Origin of the sequence: Glycomyces sp. MUSA5-2 (assembly GCF_037034145.1) — a bacterium.
GTDB classification, from domain to species: domain Bacteria; phylum Actinomycetota; class Actinomycetes; order Mycobacteriales; family Micromonosporaceae; genus Glycomyces; species Glycomyces artemisiae.
This window is the reverse complement of the sequence record NZ_JBAGKG010000012.1, coordinates 124,294-142,224: the sequence shown is the minus strand read 5'-3', so window position 1 is coordinate 142,224 and position 17,931 is coordinate 124,294. Positions and strand designations below refer to the sequence as shown.

The following is a 17,931-nucleotide window of genomic DNA, read 5'->3' as shown; positions in this document are numbered from 1 at the left end:
CCGGGCCTCGCTCACTGGCGAGGTGGTACCGCGGCCGGTCGCGCGGTGGGCGGGTCGTCCGGCGGTGGGCTCGGTGGGGCGGTGGGTGTGGTCGGCGATCACGGCGCACCCGGTCGGGATCGTGGCGGCGCTCGTGTGCGCGTGGGGCGGTCTGCCGATGGCGGTGCTCCTCGGCGCGGTCGGGGCCGTCACGGGCGGGATTCTCGGCGCGTTCTCGGCGACGCCGCTCGGCGAAGGCGTGAAGGACCGCGTGTGGTTCGCGTTTGACCTGGTGATCCCGCTCCCGGTCCCCATCGACCAGCTCATCCCCGATATCGCGTGGCAGGTGGGCATGATGCTGGGGATGCTCATCGGCGCGGCCTACGGGGGACTGACGCTGGCGTGGCTGGGTCTGTCGGGTCCGTACCAGCTGCTCTACGAGTCCGATCCGACGTGGCCGGTGTCCATGATGCTTGGGAACGTCGCCGCGGCGCTCACCCTCGGCGTCGCGTTCACGCTGGTCATGGTCGCCGCGGAGCGGTGGCGAATGACCCGGTTTGGCGGGGCGCGGGTGCCGAGTGCGCGCGAGGCCGACATGCTCGCCCCCGCTGTCGCCGACGCCGCCCGGCTGCTCGGTGTCGCGTCGGTGCCGCACCTGCTCATTGCCGACGAGGGGCCCGCCGAAGCCGTCGCCCACACGCGGCACCTCGTCGTCTCCCGGGCCCTGCTCGCCGAGTGCGTCGGCGACCCTGCACGGCTGACCGCGCGAGTCGGCCGGGAGCTGATCCACTGGCGCGAAGGCCACCCCGTGACACAGCTCTGGGTGCGGGGCGTGGCGCTCCCGCTGACCCTGGTCTACGAGGTCGCGTCCCGTCTCCTCGCACCCTCCACCAACACCAGGGCGCGGCCCGCCACATTGGCCTTGCACTTGCTGTTGTGGCCGTTCATCTTCACGGTGCAGAAGATCATGGTTCCGATCCAAGCCGGTTGGTGGAAGCGGGCCACGATGCGGGCCGACGCGACCGCGGCGGCGTGCGGCTGGGGCGGTGTGCTCGCCGACGTGCTCGCCGCCGGGCCTGTACCCGAGGCCCCCGGCGTCGTGACGTGGCGGAAGGCGTTCGACGTCACCCCGCCCGCTGAGGCCCGAATGGATGCCCTGGAGCGCGCCGGAGTCCCCCGACGCGACCTCGCCGCAGACCTCGCCGACGACGGACCACGAAGGGGCCGGCCCCGACTCCCCATGACCGAGCTTCCCCAGCTCAGACGCCAGGAGGTGCCCGCCGATGCCGACTGACCACACCCCCGACACCGACGAGGACGCCTCGGAGGTGTGCCGCCACGACGGCGCGCGCGCCGGGGCCCGGTTCTGTTCCTCCTGTGGTGCCGCCATCGCCGCGCCCGATCCCGTTGCGCCCGTGGAGCCCACGCCGCGGGCGGGTATCCCGCACCGAGCCCCGGGTGTGCGGCGGAGGTTGCCGCGTCGCGTGGTGGTCCCCGTCGCCGCCGGGGCGGTGCTCGTGCTCGCCGCGGTCGGCGCGCTGTACCTCGTGCAGGGACAGCGGTACTCACCCGAGCAGCCCGCAGAGGAGCTAGCCGCCGCTCTGGAAGCCGGTGACGGGCCCGCCGTGGCGGCGATCCTCGGCGTCGAGGCCACCGACCACCCGATGCTCGCCGCCGGGGCCCTCGACACCGGCTACGAGGCCCCGACCGGCGTCGAGGTGACCGGCGTCGAGTACGACACCGCGGGCCAGTGGGAGGGCACCGGGGACGGGACCTCGGTGCGATGGGTCGAGGACTACACCCGCCGCCCGGACATGGACCACGCCACCGTGACACTCGCGTACTCCCTTGGGGGAGAGGCGTACACGGTGGACCTGGACGCGACGCGCGAGGGCACCGGATGGGCGCGGCCCTGGAGCCTCAACCCCGCACCCCTGGAGACGACGGTGCGGACGTCGGCGACGCGCGAGGGTGCCGTGCAGCTCGCCGCCGCCAGCGTCGACCAGACCGCCGACACCACGCAGTGGGACGCTGAGGACGACGCTCCCGGGCTGCTCGTGCTGCCGGGGGTCTACACCGCCACCGCGGCCGGGGACGGCCTCTGGAGCGACGCACAGACCACCGTCGCGGTCCCGCTCGGCGAGGACGTTGCCGCGGTCCTGTCGGCCGACATCCGCCCCGACGCCGAAGCGGCCGTCACCGCGGCCGTGGTCGCGCACATCGATGCGTGCGCCGCGGCGGGCGGGTACCCGGACGCATCGTGCGGGTGGCGCGAGGACACCGGCTGGATGACGATCATGCCCGCGGACACGCCCTGGAGCGTCGAGACCTACCCCGCCGTCGAGGTCGCACCCGACTACACCGGGGGCGTAGAGGTCACCACGGTGACGCCGGGCACCGCGGTCGCGAAGTACGAGACGGCCGCCGGAGAGACACGGACCATCACCGCCGACGTCCACGCCAACGGCACCGCCGCCCCCGGCGACGACGGGGCACCGGTCTACACCCCGCAGCCATGCGACGTTGGTGCGTCCTACTGCTAAGGGAGCTGAAACAGGGGCGGAATCGGCCCTCTCGGTGGCGCCAGACGAAATCGGCCCTTACTTGAGGTAGGGATAGGCCCTGCCAGGCTCGCAGCGACGCTCTCAGAGGGTTGTGTTTCTGCAGGTCAGACGCATGATTGATGACAGATGGGCGAGCTGTCGATCGGTTGCGCCGATCGGGCCTATTATCGTACATATGATCGAACTTCCATCGGATGCTCGACTCTTCCGCGCCACCGCCGTGGGCGGCACCCTGGAGCCGTTGGCTCATGGGCTTGTGCTCGGCTGGGCATGGGCGGACGGCCGTGTGTTCATACGGGCCTGGGGCCGCCAAGGTCGCCCGGACCCGGCAATGCGTTTCGAGGATCTTTGGTTCGACACGATGGGCGAATGCCTCGCCGCGCTCGGCGGCAAGTCCGAACTCTGGTGGACGGACGCGCCGTGGCCGATCCATGAGTGGACCCTGGAGTCACCAGAAGGAGGCGAAAGCGCCCTCGCACGCAGCACAAGCGAGAGGGGCACCGGCTGAGCCGGTGCCCCTCTCGCTATTCGTTTGTGCCTAGTCTCCCAGCTCGGGAACGTCGTCCGCCTGGAGCCGGTCGAGCGCCTCCCGAACGGCCTCCATCGTGGCGCCGGTCAGCATCGAGCCCGGCTCATACAACCGGCCCCGTTCGACCCAGGCGGCCTTGTGAACGCGCACCCAGCCACGGACTGGATCCGCCTCCCCAAGCCGGACGGCGAGGGGCGAGGGCTTGCGCACGATCGGCATCACCCACACTTCGCCGTCCGGGGGATTCTGGTTGAGGTCGTCGCGGCTGACCAGGACTACGAGCTGTGGCCGACGGCCGGGCCCGTTGTTGCACTGGTACAGCTCACCGCGGCGAAACTCGGACTCAGGCACGGGGGTGCCCTCCTATTCGTTGTCACCCCAGTCCCGGCCCGCCTCCCGGTTTGCCGCATCCCAGTCATCGAGTTCGCCATCGCGCACCCACTGCCGCAACTCCGCCTGGAGGGCGGCCGCGTCAGCGGCTTTCGCAATGAACGTTGTCGGAGCAAGACCGGCTATCTCCGCAGCGGACTTGATCGACTCCCAGGTGATGCGGTCGAACCGGACAGTGGTCCGGTGCTGAGGTGGATCTCTTGGTGATGGTGCCGGATTCTCTTCAGGATTCCTCATTTGCCTGCCTCTGGTGGTAGGTCGTTGTTCGGTTGTGCCCCAGACGTTCTCGGGTCGTCCACGGTGGATCCGTGTCTGAAAGGCCGCCCCGATCCGGCTGGAACCTCCCAACAACCAGGCCCCGTCATCATAGCGAGCATCAAAGTGAGATGCGTAAGGTGATGCCAGCGACACTGGCCCCTCTCTCTGTAGAGAACATACAAAGAGAGGGTTCCGTGTTTGTACGCAGATTTTGAAACTTTGAACCCCTTGAACCCTTTACCGGTATAGACACAGGTCAGAGCCTCGCATTGAAAGGGTTCAGAAGGGTTCAGCCTCCGAGGGAGCCCCCTTGTTTCAGCCCTTCCCCGCGGCGCAGCGCACGAGAGGCCGTATCCACGGTGTATCCACAGCCAATCGCCGCTTTCCGCCTACGGCCGCATAGGGTCGCACATGAAGAAACCGCCACGGACCGGCATTCATGCAGGTCAGCAGCGGCATTGTTGGCTTGAGCTTGGGGCTTGGTTGGTGGGCCCCCTCGGACTCGAACCGAGAACCTACGGATTAAAAGTCCGCAGCTCTGCCATTGAGCTAGAGGCCCTTGCCGGGGACCTTACCGCATCCGGGCGGACGGGGCGCAGGTGGCGGGGTCCGGATGGCCTGCGGCACTCGGAATGTCGGAGGGGTCGGGCAGGATGGGCGGAGGGACTCGCGGACCGGGTCCGGACGGCCTCCGGGCAAGCTCCACCGCCGGGCCGGTGGCGGTGGAACCCGCGGCGGGCGGTGTGGGCTCGACGCCGCCGCTGGACGGCGCGGCGGCAGTCGCGGAGAACCGCCGCCGCGCCTATTCGACCCGGCGTCACACGTGGCCCTCGGTGGGGGCGGGCCCGCTCCCGCTGGAATCGAACATATGTACTATAGCGGATCGCCGCCCGCCCGTGCACCCCCGGTCGGGTGAAAACCCGGGAGGCCCGCCGCGCGGGTGCGGCCCCGGCGGCACCAGGCGGACGGGCAGGTAGACTCGCCTGCTGTGCTCATACTGCTGCCGCCGTCAGAGGGGAAGGCCGTCCAAGGCGACGGTCCGTCCCTCGACCTCGGGCGACTCTCCTCACCGGCGCTGAACCCCATCCGCGAACTCCTGGTCGACCGGCTCGTCGAGCTGTGCGCCGACGAGGAGGCGGCCGTGCGGACCCTGAAACTCCCTGCGACGCAGCGGCATTACGTCCAGGCGAACCGGGCGCTGCGCAGCGCCCCGACCCTCGCGGCCTGGGAGCTCTACAACGGCGTCCTCTACGACCGGCTCGGCCTCGGCGACCTGCCCGACGGCGAGCAGGTCCTCATCGCGTCGCCGCTGTGGGGGCTCCTGCGGCCCTCCGACCGGGTGCCGCCGTACCGGATGCCGATGAGCGCGAAGCTCCCCGGCACCGAGACCCTCGCGAAGCTGTGGCGCCCGGCCGTCGCCGAAGTGCTCGGCGCCCGCGACGAGCTCGTGGTCGACCTCCGCTCCGGCGCGTACGCGCAGGTGTGGGGCCCCAAGGACCGCGGCGTGTCGGTTCGCGTGTTCAAAGAGGACGCCGACGGGCGGCGCAGCGTCGTCACCCACATGGCGAAGGCGACCCGCGGCGAAGTCGCCCGCGCCCTCCTCGCCGGCGGCGCCCGCCCCGAATCCGCGGCCGAACTCGGCGACTTCCTCGCGGGCCAGGGTTGGAAGGTCGAACTCTCCGAGCCCGCCACCCGCTCCAAGCCCTGGCTCCTCGACATCGTCGGCGCCTGACCACCCGAAAGCTACCCTCGCGTGTAGTAACCGGCACCCCCGGTGCCGATGATGCCCGCGCAATGCTGAAGCCCGGCTGAAGACCGACGCGACCTACCCTCGGGTGTAGTAAGCCAGGCCCCCTGCATCAAGGGTGCCCGGGGTTCGCTGAAGCCAGGCTGAAGAAGGTCGCGACCTACCCTCGCGTGTAGTAAGCGGCGCCCCCGGTGCCGATGGTGCCTCGGGGTTGCTGAAGGGGAGCTGAAGGCGCTGGTCGCGGCAAGAGACGGCGAAGGGGGCGGTCCGGGCTTGCGCCCGGACCGCCCCCTTCGGTTCGTCGTCTAGTGGTTGGAGTGGTAGCCGGCGGCCTTCGCGCGGTCGAAGGAGCGGCGGACCTCTTCTTCGGCCTCGGCGCGGCCGGTCCAGGTCGCGCCCTCGACGCTCTTGCCGGGTTCGAGGTCCTTGTAGACCGTGAAGAAGTGCTGGATCTCCAGGCGGTCGAACTCGGGGACGTCGGCGATGTCCTTGAAGCGGTCCTTTCGCGGGTCCTCAGCGGGGACGCAGAGGACCTTGTCGTCCACGCCCTTCTCGTCGCGCATGCGGAACATGCCGATCGCGCGGGCGCGGATCACGCAGCCGGGGAACGTGGGCTCGACGAGCACCAGCGCGTCCAGCGGGTCGCCGTCCTGACCGAGGGTGTCGTCGATGAAACCGTAGTCGGCCGGGTACACCGTGGCGGTGAACAGCGTCCGGTCCAGGCGGATGCGACCGGTCTCGTGGTCGATCTCGTACTTGTTGGCGCTCCCCTTGGGGATCTCGACGGTCACGTCGAACTCCATCGGCCGACCTCCTCCAGGCTCCTGTGCAGTGCTCTCAATGGCCTAGTCTCTGTGCATGTCCCTCAGCGACAACGCCGACCCCAAGGTCGCGAGTAGTACGCCACACGCCCGGCCCGCCGCGCCCGCTCCGGCGCGGCCCCAGAAGCAGGGTCCGCGGCGCCGCCGCCGGGTCCTGACCGGCGTGCTCGCGGCGCTGGCGGTCCTGGTCACCGTAGCCGCCGCGGGCGGCCTGGTGTGGCAGATCTCGGCGGTCGCCGCCCCGCGGACGGGCACGTTGACCGCGCCCGAGGCGTACCCGCCGGCCGCCCCGGCGCCGGTGCTGGCCTCGTCGAACGCCGACGCGCCCGTGCCCGACCTCCAGTCGGTGCTCCCGGCGCTGCTCGCCGACGCGCGCCTGAACGGGAGCCTGTCGGCGTCGTTCGCCGACGCGCTCACCGGCGAGGTCCTGTTCGAACAGGAGGGCACGACGCCGCTCGCACCCGCGTCGTCGATGAAGGTGGTCACGGCCGTCGCGGCCCTGGAGCACCTCGGCGCGGAATACCGGATCCCGACGACCGTGGTCGAGGGCCCCACCGAGGACAGCATCGTGCTCGTCGCGGGCGGCGACGTGACGCTGACCGTCGACGGCGAGGGCTACTACACCGAGTACGCCGACGGCGCGAGCCTCCAGGAACTCGCCGACCTGGTGCTGGAGGCGCGCGGCGGCACCGCGCCGACCACGGTCTACCTGGACACGAGCGTGTTCACCGACAACCCGAAGGCCGAGGGCGTGCCCGCCACGGACCTGCAGACCGCGACCGCGCCGATGGCGCCGTTCATGGTCGACGGCGGCCGCGTCGACAACACCCAGAAGTACGCGCAGCACTACCCCGACCCGGCGCAGGTGGCGGCCGAGCAGTTCGCGGACCTCCTCGGCGCCGACACGGTGGCCGACGGGACGGCCGAGGCGGGCGCGGCCGAGCTGGCCGTGGTCTACTCGGCGCCGCTCGCGGCGCTCATCGACGAGCTCATCCTCACCTCCGACAACCTGCTCGCCGACGCGGTGTCGCTCCAGACGGCGCTGGCCGTCGAGGGCGAGATGACGTGGGCGGCCATGTCGTCGGTGCACCTGGCGACCTTGGAGAGCCTGGGCGTCGACAACACCGGGCTGGTGTTCTACGACGGCTCGGGCCTGTCCCCCACCAACCGCATGACCGCGAACGCGTTCACGCAGTTGCTGCTCGGCGCGGCCGGGTCCAAGTCGTCGGCGGTGTTCGGGTCCCTGCCGGTCGCCGGGTACTCCGGGACCCTCGACGACCGCTTCGGCACCGCCGAGGACGGCAAGGGCGTCGTACGGGCCAAGACCGGCACGCTCACCGGCGTGAGCTCCCTGACCGGGACGCTGACCACCGTCGACGGACGCCAGCTCATCTTCTCCCTCATCAGCAACGGCGCGACCTCCGGCGAGACGGCGGTCGAGGCGGCGCTGGACGAGATCGCGACGGCCGTCGCACTGTGCGGCTGCTGACCGGCGGCGCTGGCGGATGGACGCCTGCCTCCTGCGCGGCAGGCGGCAGGCGGTCGGCGGTCGGCGGTCGGCGGTCGGCGGTCGGCGGTCGGCGGTCGGCGGTCGGCGGTCGGCGGTCGGCGGTCGGCGGTCGGCGGTCGGCGGTCGGCGGTCGGCGGGAGCGTCGGCCCGCGGTCGCCGGTTCGTCTAGTTCATTCGCCTCCTCCTTTCTGCGGCCCGTCCATGGTGGCCCGCCGGACCTGAAGCTGCGCTGAAGCGGCCTGAAGGCGCCTTCAGGAAACAGGGCAGGAAGCAGGGCGGAAGTACGGAAAAGGGCCCAGGGCGCATAGCGCCCTGGGCCCGAATCCGTTGCGGCCGTGGAGGGTCGGCGGCCTAAGCCCGCCTCGCGGGCCGTAGCGGCCGGATCGGCCGGGCCGGTCGGTCGGTCGGTCAGGCCGTGTTCCAGGTCTGGTTCAGCGCCAGGCATCCGGCAGCCGGGACGGTGGCGGTGCGGTTGCCGATGGACTCCCAGGTGAGGCTGCCGTTGGAGCGGACGATGACGTACTTGTACTGGAACGTCGTCCCGGCCGGGACCGAGACCGTGCCCTTCCAGTACGGGTAGCCGGTGCCCGAGAGGTGCGCCGAGGCGATCGGGGTCCAGTTGCCGAGCTGCGGGATCGAGCCGACGATGTAGACCTCGTCGCCGACGCTCGTGCCGGTCACGTACGCGCTCACCTCGACGCAGTCGCCGGTGTCCCCGCCGTTGCCGCCGCCGGAGTCGTTGCCGACGTAGATCGCCAGCGCGGTCTTCGCGGCGACCGTCGCGGTGAAGGTCCCGCCGGAGACGGTGACGGTGGAGCCGGAGATGACGTCGGTGTAGGACCCGTTGGGGAGCGAGGTCGTGAACGTCTGGGTGATCGAGGAGGTCCCGGCGTTGATGACGACGTGGCCGCTGTCGCCGCGGCCGAAGGCGAGGGCGTCGCCGGAGCCCCAGGTGTTGACGACCGCGTCCCCGGCGGTGGCGGCGCGGAATCCGGCCATGCCGCTCATGTACGGGGAGCGGTGGATGCAGGTGAAGGCGTCGGAGCCGCAGTTGACGTCGGCGACGGAGCCGTCCGAGTTCAGGGGCGGGCCGGAGTGGTTGGCGGAGAAGGAGTATCCGGTGTAGGAGGCGGGGGTCCCGAACGGGTAGGCGAGCATGAATGCCTCGCCGAGGAGGTAGTCCTGGCCGTTCTTGTAGCTCATGGTGAGCGAGCCGCGCTCGGTGTCGTGGTTGGCGACGAAGACGCCCGCGGGCGAGGTGTAGCCCCAGGAGGTGCCCATGGTGGTGAGGTAGCGGGCCTCGGAGGAGCCGTTGATGTGGTTCTTGAGGTCGTAGGAGTAGGAGAACTCCTGGACGTCGCCGATGCCGGTGTACTCGGCCTCGGTGATGGGTTCGCCCGCGGCGCCGATGACCTCCTGGACGATGTAGGGGTCGCCGTCGACGAGGTCCATGATGGCGTCGAGGTCGGTGGCGGAGATGTGCTTGGCGGCGTCGACGCGGAAGCCGGCGACGCCGAGGCTCATGAGGTCGTCGAGGTAGGCGGCGATGGTCTCGCGGACATGGGTGGAGCCGGTGTTCAGGTCGTTGAGGCCGACGAGGTGGCACTCCTGGACTTCGGTGCGGTTCTGGTAGTTGCCGATCTCGCAGTAGTTGGAGCCGGTGTTGTGGAAGTCGTCGGCGTCGTAGCCGGCGTCGGGGTAGTAGAACTGGCGGTACTCGCTGCCGTTCCAGCCGTAGCGGGTCTGGGTGGCGGACCCGGCGGCCATGTGGTTGATGACGACGTCGGCGATGACGCCGATGCCGTTGGCCTCGCAGGTGGCGATCATGTTCGCGTATTCGGCGCGGGTGCCGAGGCGGGACTCGATCTCGTAGCTGACGGGCTGGTAGTGGATGTACCAGGCGTCCTGTTCGCCGGAGGAGGCGTCGGTACCGAGGATGTGCTCCTGGGGCGGGGAGGTCTGGACGTAGGTGTAGCCGGAGTCGGCGAGGGCGCCGTCGCATTCGGCGGCGATGGAGTTCCAGGTCCACTCGAACATGTTGAGGATGGAGTCGCCGCCGCCCAGGGCCGCGGCGGGGGCGAGGTCGGCGGTGGCCGCGGGGACGTCGGGGGCGGTCTGCGGGTAGGCGGCGGCGAGCACGGCGGCCGCGGCGAGGGCGGCCCCGCCGGAGGCGGCGAGCAGCCGCCTGGCGATGGAGTGAGGCATCGTTGCTCCTTGTGCAATTTCTGCCCGCAATCCTGCAAGATGTTGCGAGCTTGGAGAGAACGTAGCATCTCCGGTCCGAAACTTTCAAGACGTTCGATATTTGAATTCGTGAGCGCGGGCTTTCGCCGGGACTGAGCGGGTTCGACCCGCTTGCGCGGGATAGTGGCGAGACGACTGCGCTCTGGATAGGCTTGGACGATGGCGCCGCCCGCAGGGAACCCGATGCTGCCGTCAGTCGACTGGCGGACCGCCGCGTCCTGCTCGCAGGCGTTCAGCAAGGGCGGGCCGCGCATGAGCCGCGAAGGCGCCCTCGACGTCGTCGCCGACCTCCACCGCCACGCGCAGACCGCGATCGGCCTGGTCACCGACTACACCGGGCTCGTCCCCGCGACCAGCGCGCCCGTCGACGTCGTCGACCGCATCCGCTGGAGCCGCATCAACATCGCCGGGTTCCGCCGCCTCCTCACCGGCCTCGGCGCCGACGTCGAGGAAGCCGGCGTCCCCAGCGCCGCCGCCCGGCTCACCGGCGTCCAAGCCGGAGCCGTCCTCGCGTTCCTGTCCTCGCGGGTCCTCGGCCAGTTCGAGACGTTCTCCTCCGACACCGGCCGGCTCCTGTTCGTCGCCCCCAACATCGTCGAGGTCGAGCGGCGCCTGCGCCTGCCCTCGCGCGAGTTCCGCCTGTGGATCGCCGTCCACGAGGCCGCGCACCTCACCCAGTTCACCGCCGTCCCGTGGATGCGCGGCCACTTCGAGGGCCTCATCCAGACGTTCTTCGACGCCGCCGAGCCCGACCGGTCCTCCGCGGCCGGCCTCGCGCTCGCCGTGCGCCGCGCCCTCGCCTCCGCCCGCGACGACGAGCCGCAGCAGGGCCCCGGCACCGACGTCATGACCGCCGTCACCAGTCCCGAACAGCGCCAAGCGATCTCGCAGATCCAGGCGCTCATGACGCTCCTGGAGGGCCACGCCGAGTCCGTCATGGACGGCGTCGGCCGCACCTCCATCAACCACGTCGCACTCCTGCGCCGCCGCTTCGACCGCCGCCGCACCAACCCGACCACCTTGCAGCGGTTCCTGCGCCAGCTCCTCGGCCTCGACGCGAAGATGCGCCAGTACGCGGCCGGGCGGCGCTTCGTCGACCACGTCATGAGCGAACGGGGCCTCGACGGGTTCAACAGCGTCTGGGACGCCCCCGCGAACCTCCCCACCGAGGCCGAGATCGACCGGCCCGAGCTGTGGACCGCGCGCGTCCTCGGAGCCCGTGGCTAAGCTGCCGCCCGCGGTGGCGCGCCTGCGCGCCGCCGTCCGGGAGGGCCTCGACGGCCTCCCGCCCGGATCGCTCGTCCTCGTCGCCTGCTCCGGCGGACCGGACTCCCTCGCGCTCGCCGACACCGTCGCGTTCTGCGCCCCGCGCGCGGGGCTGCGAGCCGGGCTCGTGAGCGTCGACCACGGACTCCAGGACGGCTCGGCCGAACGCGCCGCCGCCGTCGCGGACTGGGCGCGCGGGGCCGGGCTCGACCCGGCCGAAGCCGTACGCGTCGAGGTCGGCGCCGACGGCGGACCCGAAGGGGCCGCGCGCGCGGCCCGGTACGCGGCGCTCGACGCGGCGGCCGAACGCCACGGCGCCGCCGCGGTCCTACTCGGGCACACCAGGGACGACCAGGCCGAGACCGTGCTGCTCGCGCTCGTGCGCGGCGCCGGGCCGCGCGGCATCGCCGGGATGCGGGCCGTGCGGGGGCGCTACCGGCGGCCGCTGCTGGGCGTCGCGCGGACCGATACGCATGCGGCGTGCGCCGAGCGGGGGCTCAAGCCCTGGGCCGACCCGCACAACGAGGACCCGCGGTTTCTGCGGTCGGCGCTGCGGCCCGCGCTGGATTCGCTGGTGGCCGTGCTCGGGGAGGGTCTCGTCGCGAACCTCGCGCGGACCGCGGCGCTCGTCGGCGAGGACACCGACTACCTGGACGCGGTCGCGCTGGCCGCGCTCGATGAGTGTCGAGTTGCGGATGCGGGTGGGGACGGCGGGTCGGGCATCGGCGGGCCGGGTGCTGACGGCGATCCGCGCCACGAGGAATCGAACGGCGGCGCGCTGGACGCGAAGCGGCTCGCGGCGCTGCCGGGGCCGGTGCGGACGCGGGCGCTGCGGGCGTGGGTCCTGGAGTCGGGGGTGGACGGCGCGGAGCTGAACCACCGGCACCTCGCGGCGGTCGACGCGCTGGTCGCCGACTGGCGGGGGCAGGGCCCCGCGTTCCTGCCCGGCGGCATCGAGGTCACGAGGGCGGACGGGCGCCTTCGTGCGCGCCGCCCGTAGGTCGCCGAAGATCCAGATGGAGAGGCCGGAGATCGGGCGCCTTCGCGCGCGCCGCCCATAGAAGGGTGTCGCACCTGGTTCAGCGCGGCCTTCCGGACGCCGTTCCCCGCCGCTTCAATTCGCTCACTGCGCCCGCGGGCTGCGCCGCGGCCGCGCTTCGCGCGGAGCGCGGGGCGGCGGCGTGCGCCGCCCGGAGGGCGGGTGGGTGGGGTAGACGTATTACCATCCCTAACCCCCACCCGCCCAGGGGAGATATAGGTGCGATCCTCCGGCGGGGGTCCGACAGTTCCAGGGCCCTCCCGGGCCGGATGTGATCCAGTGGTTTCCGCTTATAGCGAAACTGGGAGAACTCCCAGTAAGCGGCGAACGGGCCCTGGAGCGGAGCCAGGCGGGCGGAATCCCGTAAGCAGGGCAGCCGCGCCGGGTACCGGTGCCGAGCATGGAAAAGGGCCCGCGCTCCGCGCGGGCCCTCGGACGGATTCGGACGGGGTGCTCCCCTACTGGTACACCTCGGGGTTGAGCACGCCGATGAACGGGAGCTCGCGGTAGCGCTCGGCGTAGTCGAGGCCGTAGCCGACCACGAACTCGTTGGGGATGTCGAAGCCGACGTACTTGACCGGGATGTCGACGCGCTGCACGCCCGGCTTGCGGAGCATCGAGACCACCGAGACCGACGCCGGGCGCAGGCCTTCGAGGTACTTGAGCAGCCACGACAGCGTGAGCCCTGAGTCGATGATGTCCTCGACGACCAGGATGTGCTTCCCGGTCACGTCGGAGTCGATGTCCTTGAGGATGCGGACCGTGCCCGACGACGTAGTGGAGCTGCCGTACGACGACAGCGCCATGAACTCCATCTTCACGGGCACCGTCAGCGCCCGCGCGAAGTCGGCCATGAACATGACCGCGCCCTTGAACACGCCCACGAGCAGCAGCTCGTCGGCGGTATCGGCGTAATCCGCCGAGACCCGCGCGCCCAGCTCGGCGACCTTCGCGCGGAGCTCCTGCTCGGTGATGATGGTGCGCTCGATCTCCCCGGCGTACCACGCCTCCGGATCGAACACCGCGTCCTGCGCCGCGGCTGACGGCACCTCGTTGACCAACTCCGACGTCATGGAACAAGGGTGCCACCCGTTCGCTCGCGCCGCAGGCTTGGGTGGGCGAAGTCAAGCCGCCCGTGGTACTAATTACGGACTATCGGCGGGGCGGGTAAAGGGCAGCGACCGGCGCGAAGCGCCATCTTCGGGGTGCGAACGCTATAGGACGCCGATCCTTCACACCGTGTACGTTCGAGGTGTCAAAGCCTTGCGGCCAAGGAAACCCAGCAAGGCCGCAGCGAGGCCCCGCGCGCCGTGCACGACCGCGGCCCCGCTCGAATACGCGACGAACGCAGCAGGAGGAAACGAGTGGTCGACGCCGGGAGACCCACACCTGAGCGGAAGCGGTTCTTCCGCAGGCCGCTCGTCTGGATCGTGCTCATCGCCCTCATCGCGGTCCTCATCGGCAGCTTCTGGTCCGGCGGCTCCGACTACAACGAGGCCACCACCTCCGAAGTCCTCAAGGACATCAACGACGGCAACGTCAAAGAGGCGAACCTCCTCGACAAGGAGCAGTTGGTCCAGATCACCAAGACCGACGGCGACCAGGTCGAGGCTTACCTCCCCGCGGGGATGATGGAGACCGTCGCCACCGAGCTCGAAGACGCGGGCGTCAAGTTCGACACCGAGGTCAACGAGACCTCCGTGTTCGTGAGCTTCCTGCTGAGCCTGCTGCCGATCGTCCTCATCGTCCTGCTGCTGCTGTTCTTCATGTCGCAGATGCAGGGCGGCGGCTCGCGCGTCCTCAACTTCGGCAAGTCGAAGGCCAAGATGGTGTCCAAGGACACCCCGAAGACCACGTTCGACGACGTGGCCGGCGCCGACGAGGCCGTCGAGGAGCTCCGCGAGATCAAGGACTTCCTCGAAGACCCGAAGAAGTACCAGGAGCTCGGCGCGAAGATCCCCAAGGGCGTCCTCCTGTTCGGCCCGCCCGGCACCGGCAAGACGCTCCTCGCGCGCGCCGTCGCCGGCGAGGCCGGGGTGCCGTTCTACTCGATCTCCGGGTCCGACTTCGTGGAGATGTTCGTCGGCGTCGGCGCCAGCCGCGTCCGGGACCTGTTCACGCAGGCCAAGGAGAACGCGCCCGCGATCGTGTTCGTCGACGAGATCGACGCCGTCGGCCGCCACCGCGGCGCCGGCATGGGCGGCGGCCACGACGAGCGCGAGCAGACGCTCAACCAGCTGCTCGTCGAGATGGACGGGTTCGACACGCGGGGCGGCGTCATCCTCATCGCCGCCACGAACCGCCCCGACATCCTCGACCCGGCGCTCCTGCGGCCCGGCCGCTTCGACCGCCAGATCCCCGTCGACGCCCCCGACAAGGAAGGGCGCCAGGCGATCCTGGCCGTCCACGCCAAGGGCAAGCCGTTCGTCCCCAACGTCGAGTTCGAGACGATCGCGCGCCGCACGCCGGGCTTCTCCGGCGCCGACCTGGAGAACGTCATCAACGAGGCGGCCCTGCTGACCGCCCGCCACAACGAGAAGGCGATCTCCGCAGACGCCCTCGAAGAGGCCATCGACCGCGTCATCGCCGGACCCGAGCGCAAGGGCCGCGTCATGGGCGACGCCGAGAAGAAGATGACCGCCTACCACGAGTCGGGCCACGCGCTCGTCGCCCACGCGCTGCCGCACGCCGCGCCCGTCCACAAGCTCACGATCCTGCCGCGCGGCCGCAGCCTCGGCCACACGCTCGTGCTGCCGACCGAGGACAAGTACACGCAGACGCGCTCGGAGATGATCGACACGCTCGCGTACGCGCTCGGCGGCCGCGCCGCCGAGGAGCTCGTCTACCACGACCCGACGACCGGCGCCTCCGACGACATCTCGAAGGCCACCAAGGTCGCCCGCGCCATGGTCACCGAGTACGGCATGTCCTCCAAGCTCGGCGCCGTCAAGTACGGCTCCAGCGGCTCCGAGCCGTTCCTCGGCCGCGAGTACGGGCACCAGAAGGACTACTCCGACGAGATCGCGGCCCTCGTGGACGCCGAGGTCAGGGCCCTCATCGAGATCGCCCACGACGAGGCGTACGCGATCGTCACCGAGTACCGGGACGTGCTCGACCAGATGGTCACCGAGCTGCTGGAGAAGGAGACCCTGAACCAGGAGGACCTGGAGCGGATCGCCTCGCGCGTCGTCAAGCGCCCGCCCATGTCCCCGTTCAACGGCACCGACAAGCGCAAGCTCGGCCAGCCGCCGGTCTCCACGCCGAACGGGTCCCGCCCGGCCGACGGCCCCGACGAGGGCATCGAGGTCGGCCCCGGCACCGAGGGGCAGACGCCCCTGCCGTAACACCGGTAACACTGAGCGAAGTAGATTCGGGCCCGCCTACCTGCGTAGGCGGGCCCGAGTGTTTCCAGCGCGTGACGAAGCGCACTCGTATTGTCGGGGCGGAAACGTAAGCTTGGCGCCATGGCTGAACTCGACAACCTCGCCGCGCGCCTCATCGACGGCAGGATCAACGGGAGCCCCGTCGAGGACGTGGTGGACCTGGAGCGCATCGAGGGCGCCGTGCGCGAGATCCTCGCCGCCATCGGCGAGGACCCGGACCGGCCCGGGCTCAAGGAGACCCCCCGGCGCGTCGCCCGCGCCTACGCCGAGCTGTTCGCGGGGCTCCGCGTCGACCCCGCCGAAGTCCTCAAGACCTCGTTCGACGAGAACCACAACGAGCTCGTGCTCGTGCGCGACATCGAGGTGCAGTCGTTCTGCGAGCACCACCTGCTGCCGTTCACCGGCGTCGCCCACGTCGGGTACATCCCCGGCGTCAGCGGCCAGATCGTCGGCCTCTCGAAGCTCGCGCGGCTCGTCGAGGTGTACTCGCGGCGCCCGCAGGTGCAGGAGCGGCTCACCAGCCAGATCGCCGACCAGCTGTACGAGTCGCTGGAGGCGACCGGCGTCATCGTCGTCGTCGAATGCGAGCACACGTGCATGTCCATGCGCGGCATCAGGAAGCAGGGCTCGAAGACGATCACGTCCGCGGTCCGCGGGAGCCTCCAGTCCGACGCGCGCACCCGCGCGGAGGCGATGTCGCTCCTGCGCGGCGGCGCCTGAACGGGGACGCGAGCACCCGCGCGGGGACGCGACGAAGGGCCGGATGCGTCGCATCCGGCCCTCGCGTATGGAAGGACTGAGGCCAGGGGTGTCCGGTCTCAAGCACCCGGTTGTTAGATGACCTGACCCGTCTGGGACTGGAACGAGTCGCCCTCGGGGGTGGTCTCGGTGTAGACGGTGTCGAGGAACGCGTCCTCGTTCTCGTCGGTCAGGACCGCGTCGGCCACGCCGTCGCCGTCCGAGTCGATCGAGATGTCGTCGGCGAAGCCGTCGGCGTTGTTGTCCGAGACCACGATGTCGGTGTAGCCGTCGCCGTTGGTGTCGGTGGCGACCTGGTCGATGTAGCCGTCGGCGTTGGAGTCCACGGAGACCTGGTCCACGAGGCCGTCGCCGTCGGTGTCGGACTCGTAGGTGTCGAGGTAGCCGTCCTGGTCGGAGTCGGAGGCGTAGGACTCCAGCGAGCCGTCGCCGTCGGTGTCGAGGATCAGCTCGTCGCTGATGCCGTCGCCGTCGTAGTCGGTGGCCACGCCCTCGGCGTCGCCGTCGCCGTCCGCGTCGATCAGGGTCACGCCGTCGGCGGTGATCGTGGTGTCCTCGATGCCGTCGCCGTTCACGTCGAAGGACTCGTCGACCGAGGAGACCTCGGTGTCGTAGCCGTAGTCGTCGCTGTAGTCGGTGGTGGTCTCTTCCTCGGTGTAGTCCTCGGCGGTGACGTCTTCTTCGACCGCGGGCTCTTCGTACTCGCTCATGTCTTCCATCCTCAGGGCTTGAAGTGTTCGGTGCTTGTGAGAAGAACTTTACGGCCGGGCCCCGGGCCGTGAATCCCCAGAGTGTGCCAACCCCCTATGCTTTCTCCGGTCCCCCTTGCGCGCAGTTGTCACAGAAGGTCAGGAGCGTTCCTTGGGCTTGTCGGACAGCTCCTTCGCGGTCCCGGACCCGCCTCCGGCCCTGGTCCCGGTGCCCGCGGGCCGGGCGTTCGACCTCCACTCCTCGCGGGTGGTCACCGGCGCGCCCGGGTGCGGGTGGCAGTTCGACCTCCGCGCCGACGACCCCGTGACGCGGGACGGGGCGCTGCTGGTGCCGCTGATCTCCGAGGCCGACTACTACCGGGCCGTGGACGGCGACGGGGACGCGTACGCGAGCCTCGTTCCCGCCGAGGACGTGTGGGTGCAGCGGCCCGAGCCGGGCACGGGCGCCCCGCGGCCCGGGTACCTCATCGAGCGGCTCTCCGACCCCGACGCGCCGCCGGTGCGCCGGCCCTACCCGGCGTCGGACGTGCCGAACCTGATCGGGCGGCGGGTGTGGAACTGGACCGACGGGGTATTCCGCGACGACTTCCGGTGCGTCTCGGAGCCGTTCGAGACCGACGGGGACTTCTGCGTGCGTGTCGTCGAGGAGCGCGCCTGGTACCGGTGGCGGCGCAGCGGCCAGATCCCGAAGGCGCAGGACGCGTTCATCCACCACCTGTGGACGCAGTGAGC

At 70.7% G+C, this 17,931-nt stretch carries 16 protein-coding genes and 1 tRNA gene; 10 read left to right on the top strand and 7 right to left on the bottom strand.

Annotation, left to right across the window (positions count from 1 at the left end; translation table 11 throughout):
* The 3 genes from WA640_RS26300 to WA640_RS26290 form a co-directional block, all read left to right on the top strand.
* A partial coding sequence (locus tag WA640_RS26300) for a hypothetical protein (RefSeq protein WP_335991827.1) occupies window positions 1–1,273 on the top strand: 1,273 nt, incomplete at its 5' end.
* A gap of 190 nt (window positions 1,274–1,463) precedes the next feature.
* Window positions 1,464–2,522, top strand: coding sequence for a hypothetical protein (locus WA640_RS26295; RefSeq protein WP_335991826.1), 1,059 nt, complete (start codon window positions 1,464–1,466; stop codon window positions 2,520–2,522).
* Window positions 2,523–2,718: 196 nt separating this feature from the next.
* Window positions 2,719–3,051: a hypothetical protein gene (locus WA640_RS26290; RefSeq protein WP_335991824.1), complete on the top strand. Its 333-nt coding sequence runs from the start codon at window positions 2,719–2,721 to the stop codon at window positions 3,049–3,051.
* 30 nt (window positions 3,052–3,081) lie between these two features.
* Here WA640_RS26290 and WA640_RS26285 read toward each other — a convergent pair whose 3' ends face one another.
* The 3 genes from WA640_RS26285 to WA640_RS26275 form a co-directional block, all read right to left on the bottom strand.
* Window positions 3,082–3,423 (bottom strand): type II toxin-antitoxin system PemK/MazF family toxin, encoded by a 342-nt coding sequence (locus tag WA640_RS26285; protein WP_335991823.1) that lies wholly within the window; start codon window positions 3,421–3,423, stop codon window positions 3,082–3,084.
* Between the two features lie 12 nt (window positions 3,424–3,435).
* Entirely contained in the window at window positions 3,436–3,699 is a 264-nt protein-coding gene (locus tag WA640_RS26280; RefSeq protein WP_335991822.1) for a hypothetical protein, read from the bottom strand.
* Window positions 3,700–4,204: 505 nt separating this feature from the next.
* Window positions 4,205–4,279 (bottom strand) — tRNA-Lys (locus WA640_RS26275).
* Window positions 4,280–4,708: 429 nt separating this feature from the next.
* On the opposite strand from WA640_RS26275, the gene WA640_RS26270 reads away from it, so the two are divergent.
* Entirely contained in the window at window positions 4,709–5,452 is a 744-nt protein-coding gene (locus tag WA640_RS26270) for a YaaA family protein (RefSeq protein WP_106364116.1), read from the top strand.
* 320 nt (window positions 5,453–5,772) lie between these two features.
* Here the strand turns inward: WA640_RS26270 and WA640_RS26265 are convergent, their stop codons facing one another.
* Window positions 5,773–6,270 (bottom strand): inorganic diphosphatase, encoded by a 498-nt coding sequence (locus WA640_RS26265; RefSeq protein WP_106364117.1) that lies wholly within the window; start codon window positions 6,268–6,270, stop codon window positions 5,773–5,775.
* A 55-nt stretch (window positions 6,271–6,325) separates the two neighbouring features.
* Here WA640_RS26265 and dacB point away from each other — a divergent pair, with 55 nt between their 5' ends.
* Window positions 6,326–7,777, top strand: coding sequence for a D-alanyl-D-alanine carboxypeptidase/D-alanyl-D-alanine endopeptidase (gene dacB, locus WA640_RS26260; RefSeq protein ID WP_335991821.1), 1,452 nt, complete (start codon window positions 6,326–6,328; stop codon window positions 7,775–7,777).
* 429 nt (window positions 7,778–8,206) lie between these two features.
* On the opposite strand, the gene WA640_RS26255 is transcribed toward dacB, so the two are convergent.
* The gene (locus WA640_RS26255; protein ID WP_335991820.1) at window positions 8,207–10,003 is read right to left on the bottom strand and encodes a carbohydrate-binding module family 20 domain-containing protein; all 1,797 of its coding nucleotides are present in this window, start codon (window positions 10,001–10,003) and stop codon (window positions 8,207–8,209) included.
* 198 nt (window positions 10,004–10,201) lie between these two features.
* Between WA640_RS26255 and WA640_RS26250 the strand changes: the two genes are divergently transcribed.
* Both WA640_RS26250 and tilS read left to right on the top strand, forming a co-directional pair.
* A complete protein-coding gene (locus tag WA640_RS26250) occupies window positions 10,202–11,269 on the top strand; it encodes a zinc-dependent metalloprotease (RefSeq protein WP_335991819.1) in 1,068 nt (355 codons plus the stop codon).
* Window positions 11,262–12,308, top strand: coding sequence for a tRNA lysidine(34) synthetase TilS (gene tilS / locus WA640_RS26245; protein ID WP_335991817.1), 1,047 nt, complete (start codon window positions 11,262–11,264; stop codon window positions 12,306–12,308). The genes WA640_RS26250 and tilS overlap by 8 nt, the downstream gene beginning before the upstream one ends.
* 497 nt (window positions 12,309–12,805) lie before the next feature.
* Here the strand turns inward: tilS and hpt are convergent, their stop codons facing one another.
* Entirely contained in the window at window positions 12,806–13,420 is a 615-nt protein-coding gene (hpt, locus tag WA640_RS26240; RefSeq protein WP_335991816.1) for a hypoxanthine phosphoribosyltransferase, read from the bottom strand.
* A gap of 291 nt (window positions 13,421–13,711) precedes the next feature.
* Here hpt and ftsH point away from each other — a divergent pair, with 291 nt between their 5' ends.
* Both ftsH and folE read left to right on the top strand, forming a co-directional pair.
* The gene (ftsH, locus tag WA640_RS26235) at window positions 13,712–15,691 is read left to right on the top strand and encodes an ATP-dependent zinc metalloprotease FtsH (protein ID WP_335991814.1); all 1,980 of its coding nucleotides are present in this window, start codon (window positions 13,712–13,714) and stop codon (window positions 15,689–15,691) included.
* A 120-nt stretch (window positions 15,692–15,811) separates the two neighbouring features.
* The gene (folE, locus tag WA640_RS26230; RefSeq protein WP_335991813.1) at window positions 15,812–16,450 is read left to right on the top strand and encodes a GTP cyclohydrolase I FolE; all 639 of its coding nucleotides are present in this window, start codon (window positions 15,812–15,814) and stop codon (window positions 16,448–16,450) included.
* A 113-nt stretch (window positions 16,451–16,563) separates the two neighbouring features.
* On the opposite strand, the gene WA640_RS26225 is transcribed toward folE, so the two are convergent.
* Entirely contained in the window at window positions 16,564–17,199 is a 636-nt protein-coding gene (locus tag WA640_RS26225; RefSeq protein ID WP_335991812.1) for a hypothetical protein, read from the bottom strand.
* A gap of 157 nt (window positions 17,200–17,356) precedes the next feature.
* On the opposite strand from WA640_RS26225, the gene WA640_RS26220 reads away from it, so the two are divergent.
* Window positions 17,357–17,929 (top strand): hypothetical protein, encoded by a 573-nt coding sequence (locus WA640_RS26220; RefSeq protein ID WP_106364125.1) that lies wholly within the window; start codon window positions 17,357–17,359, stop codon window positions 17,927–17,929.
* Window positions 17,930–17,931: the final 2 nt, after the last annotated feature.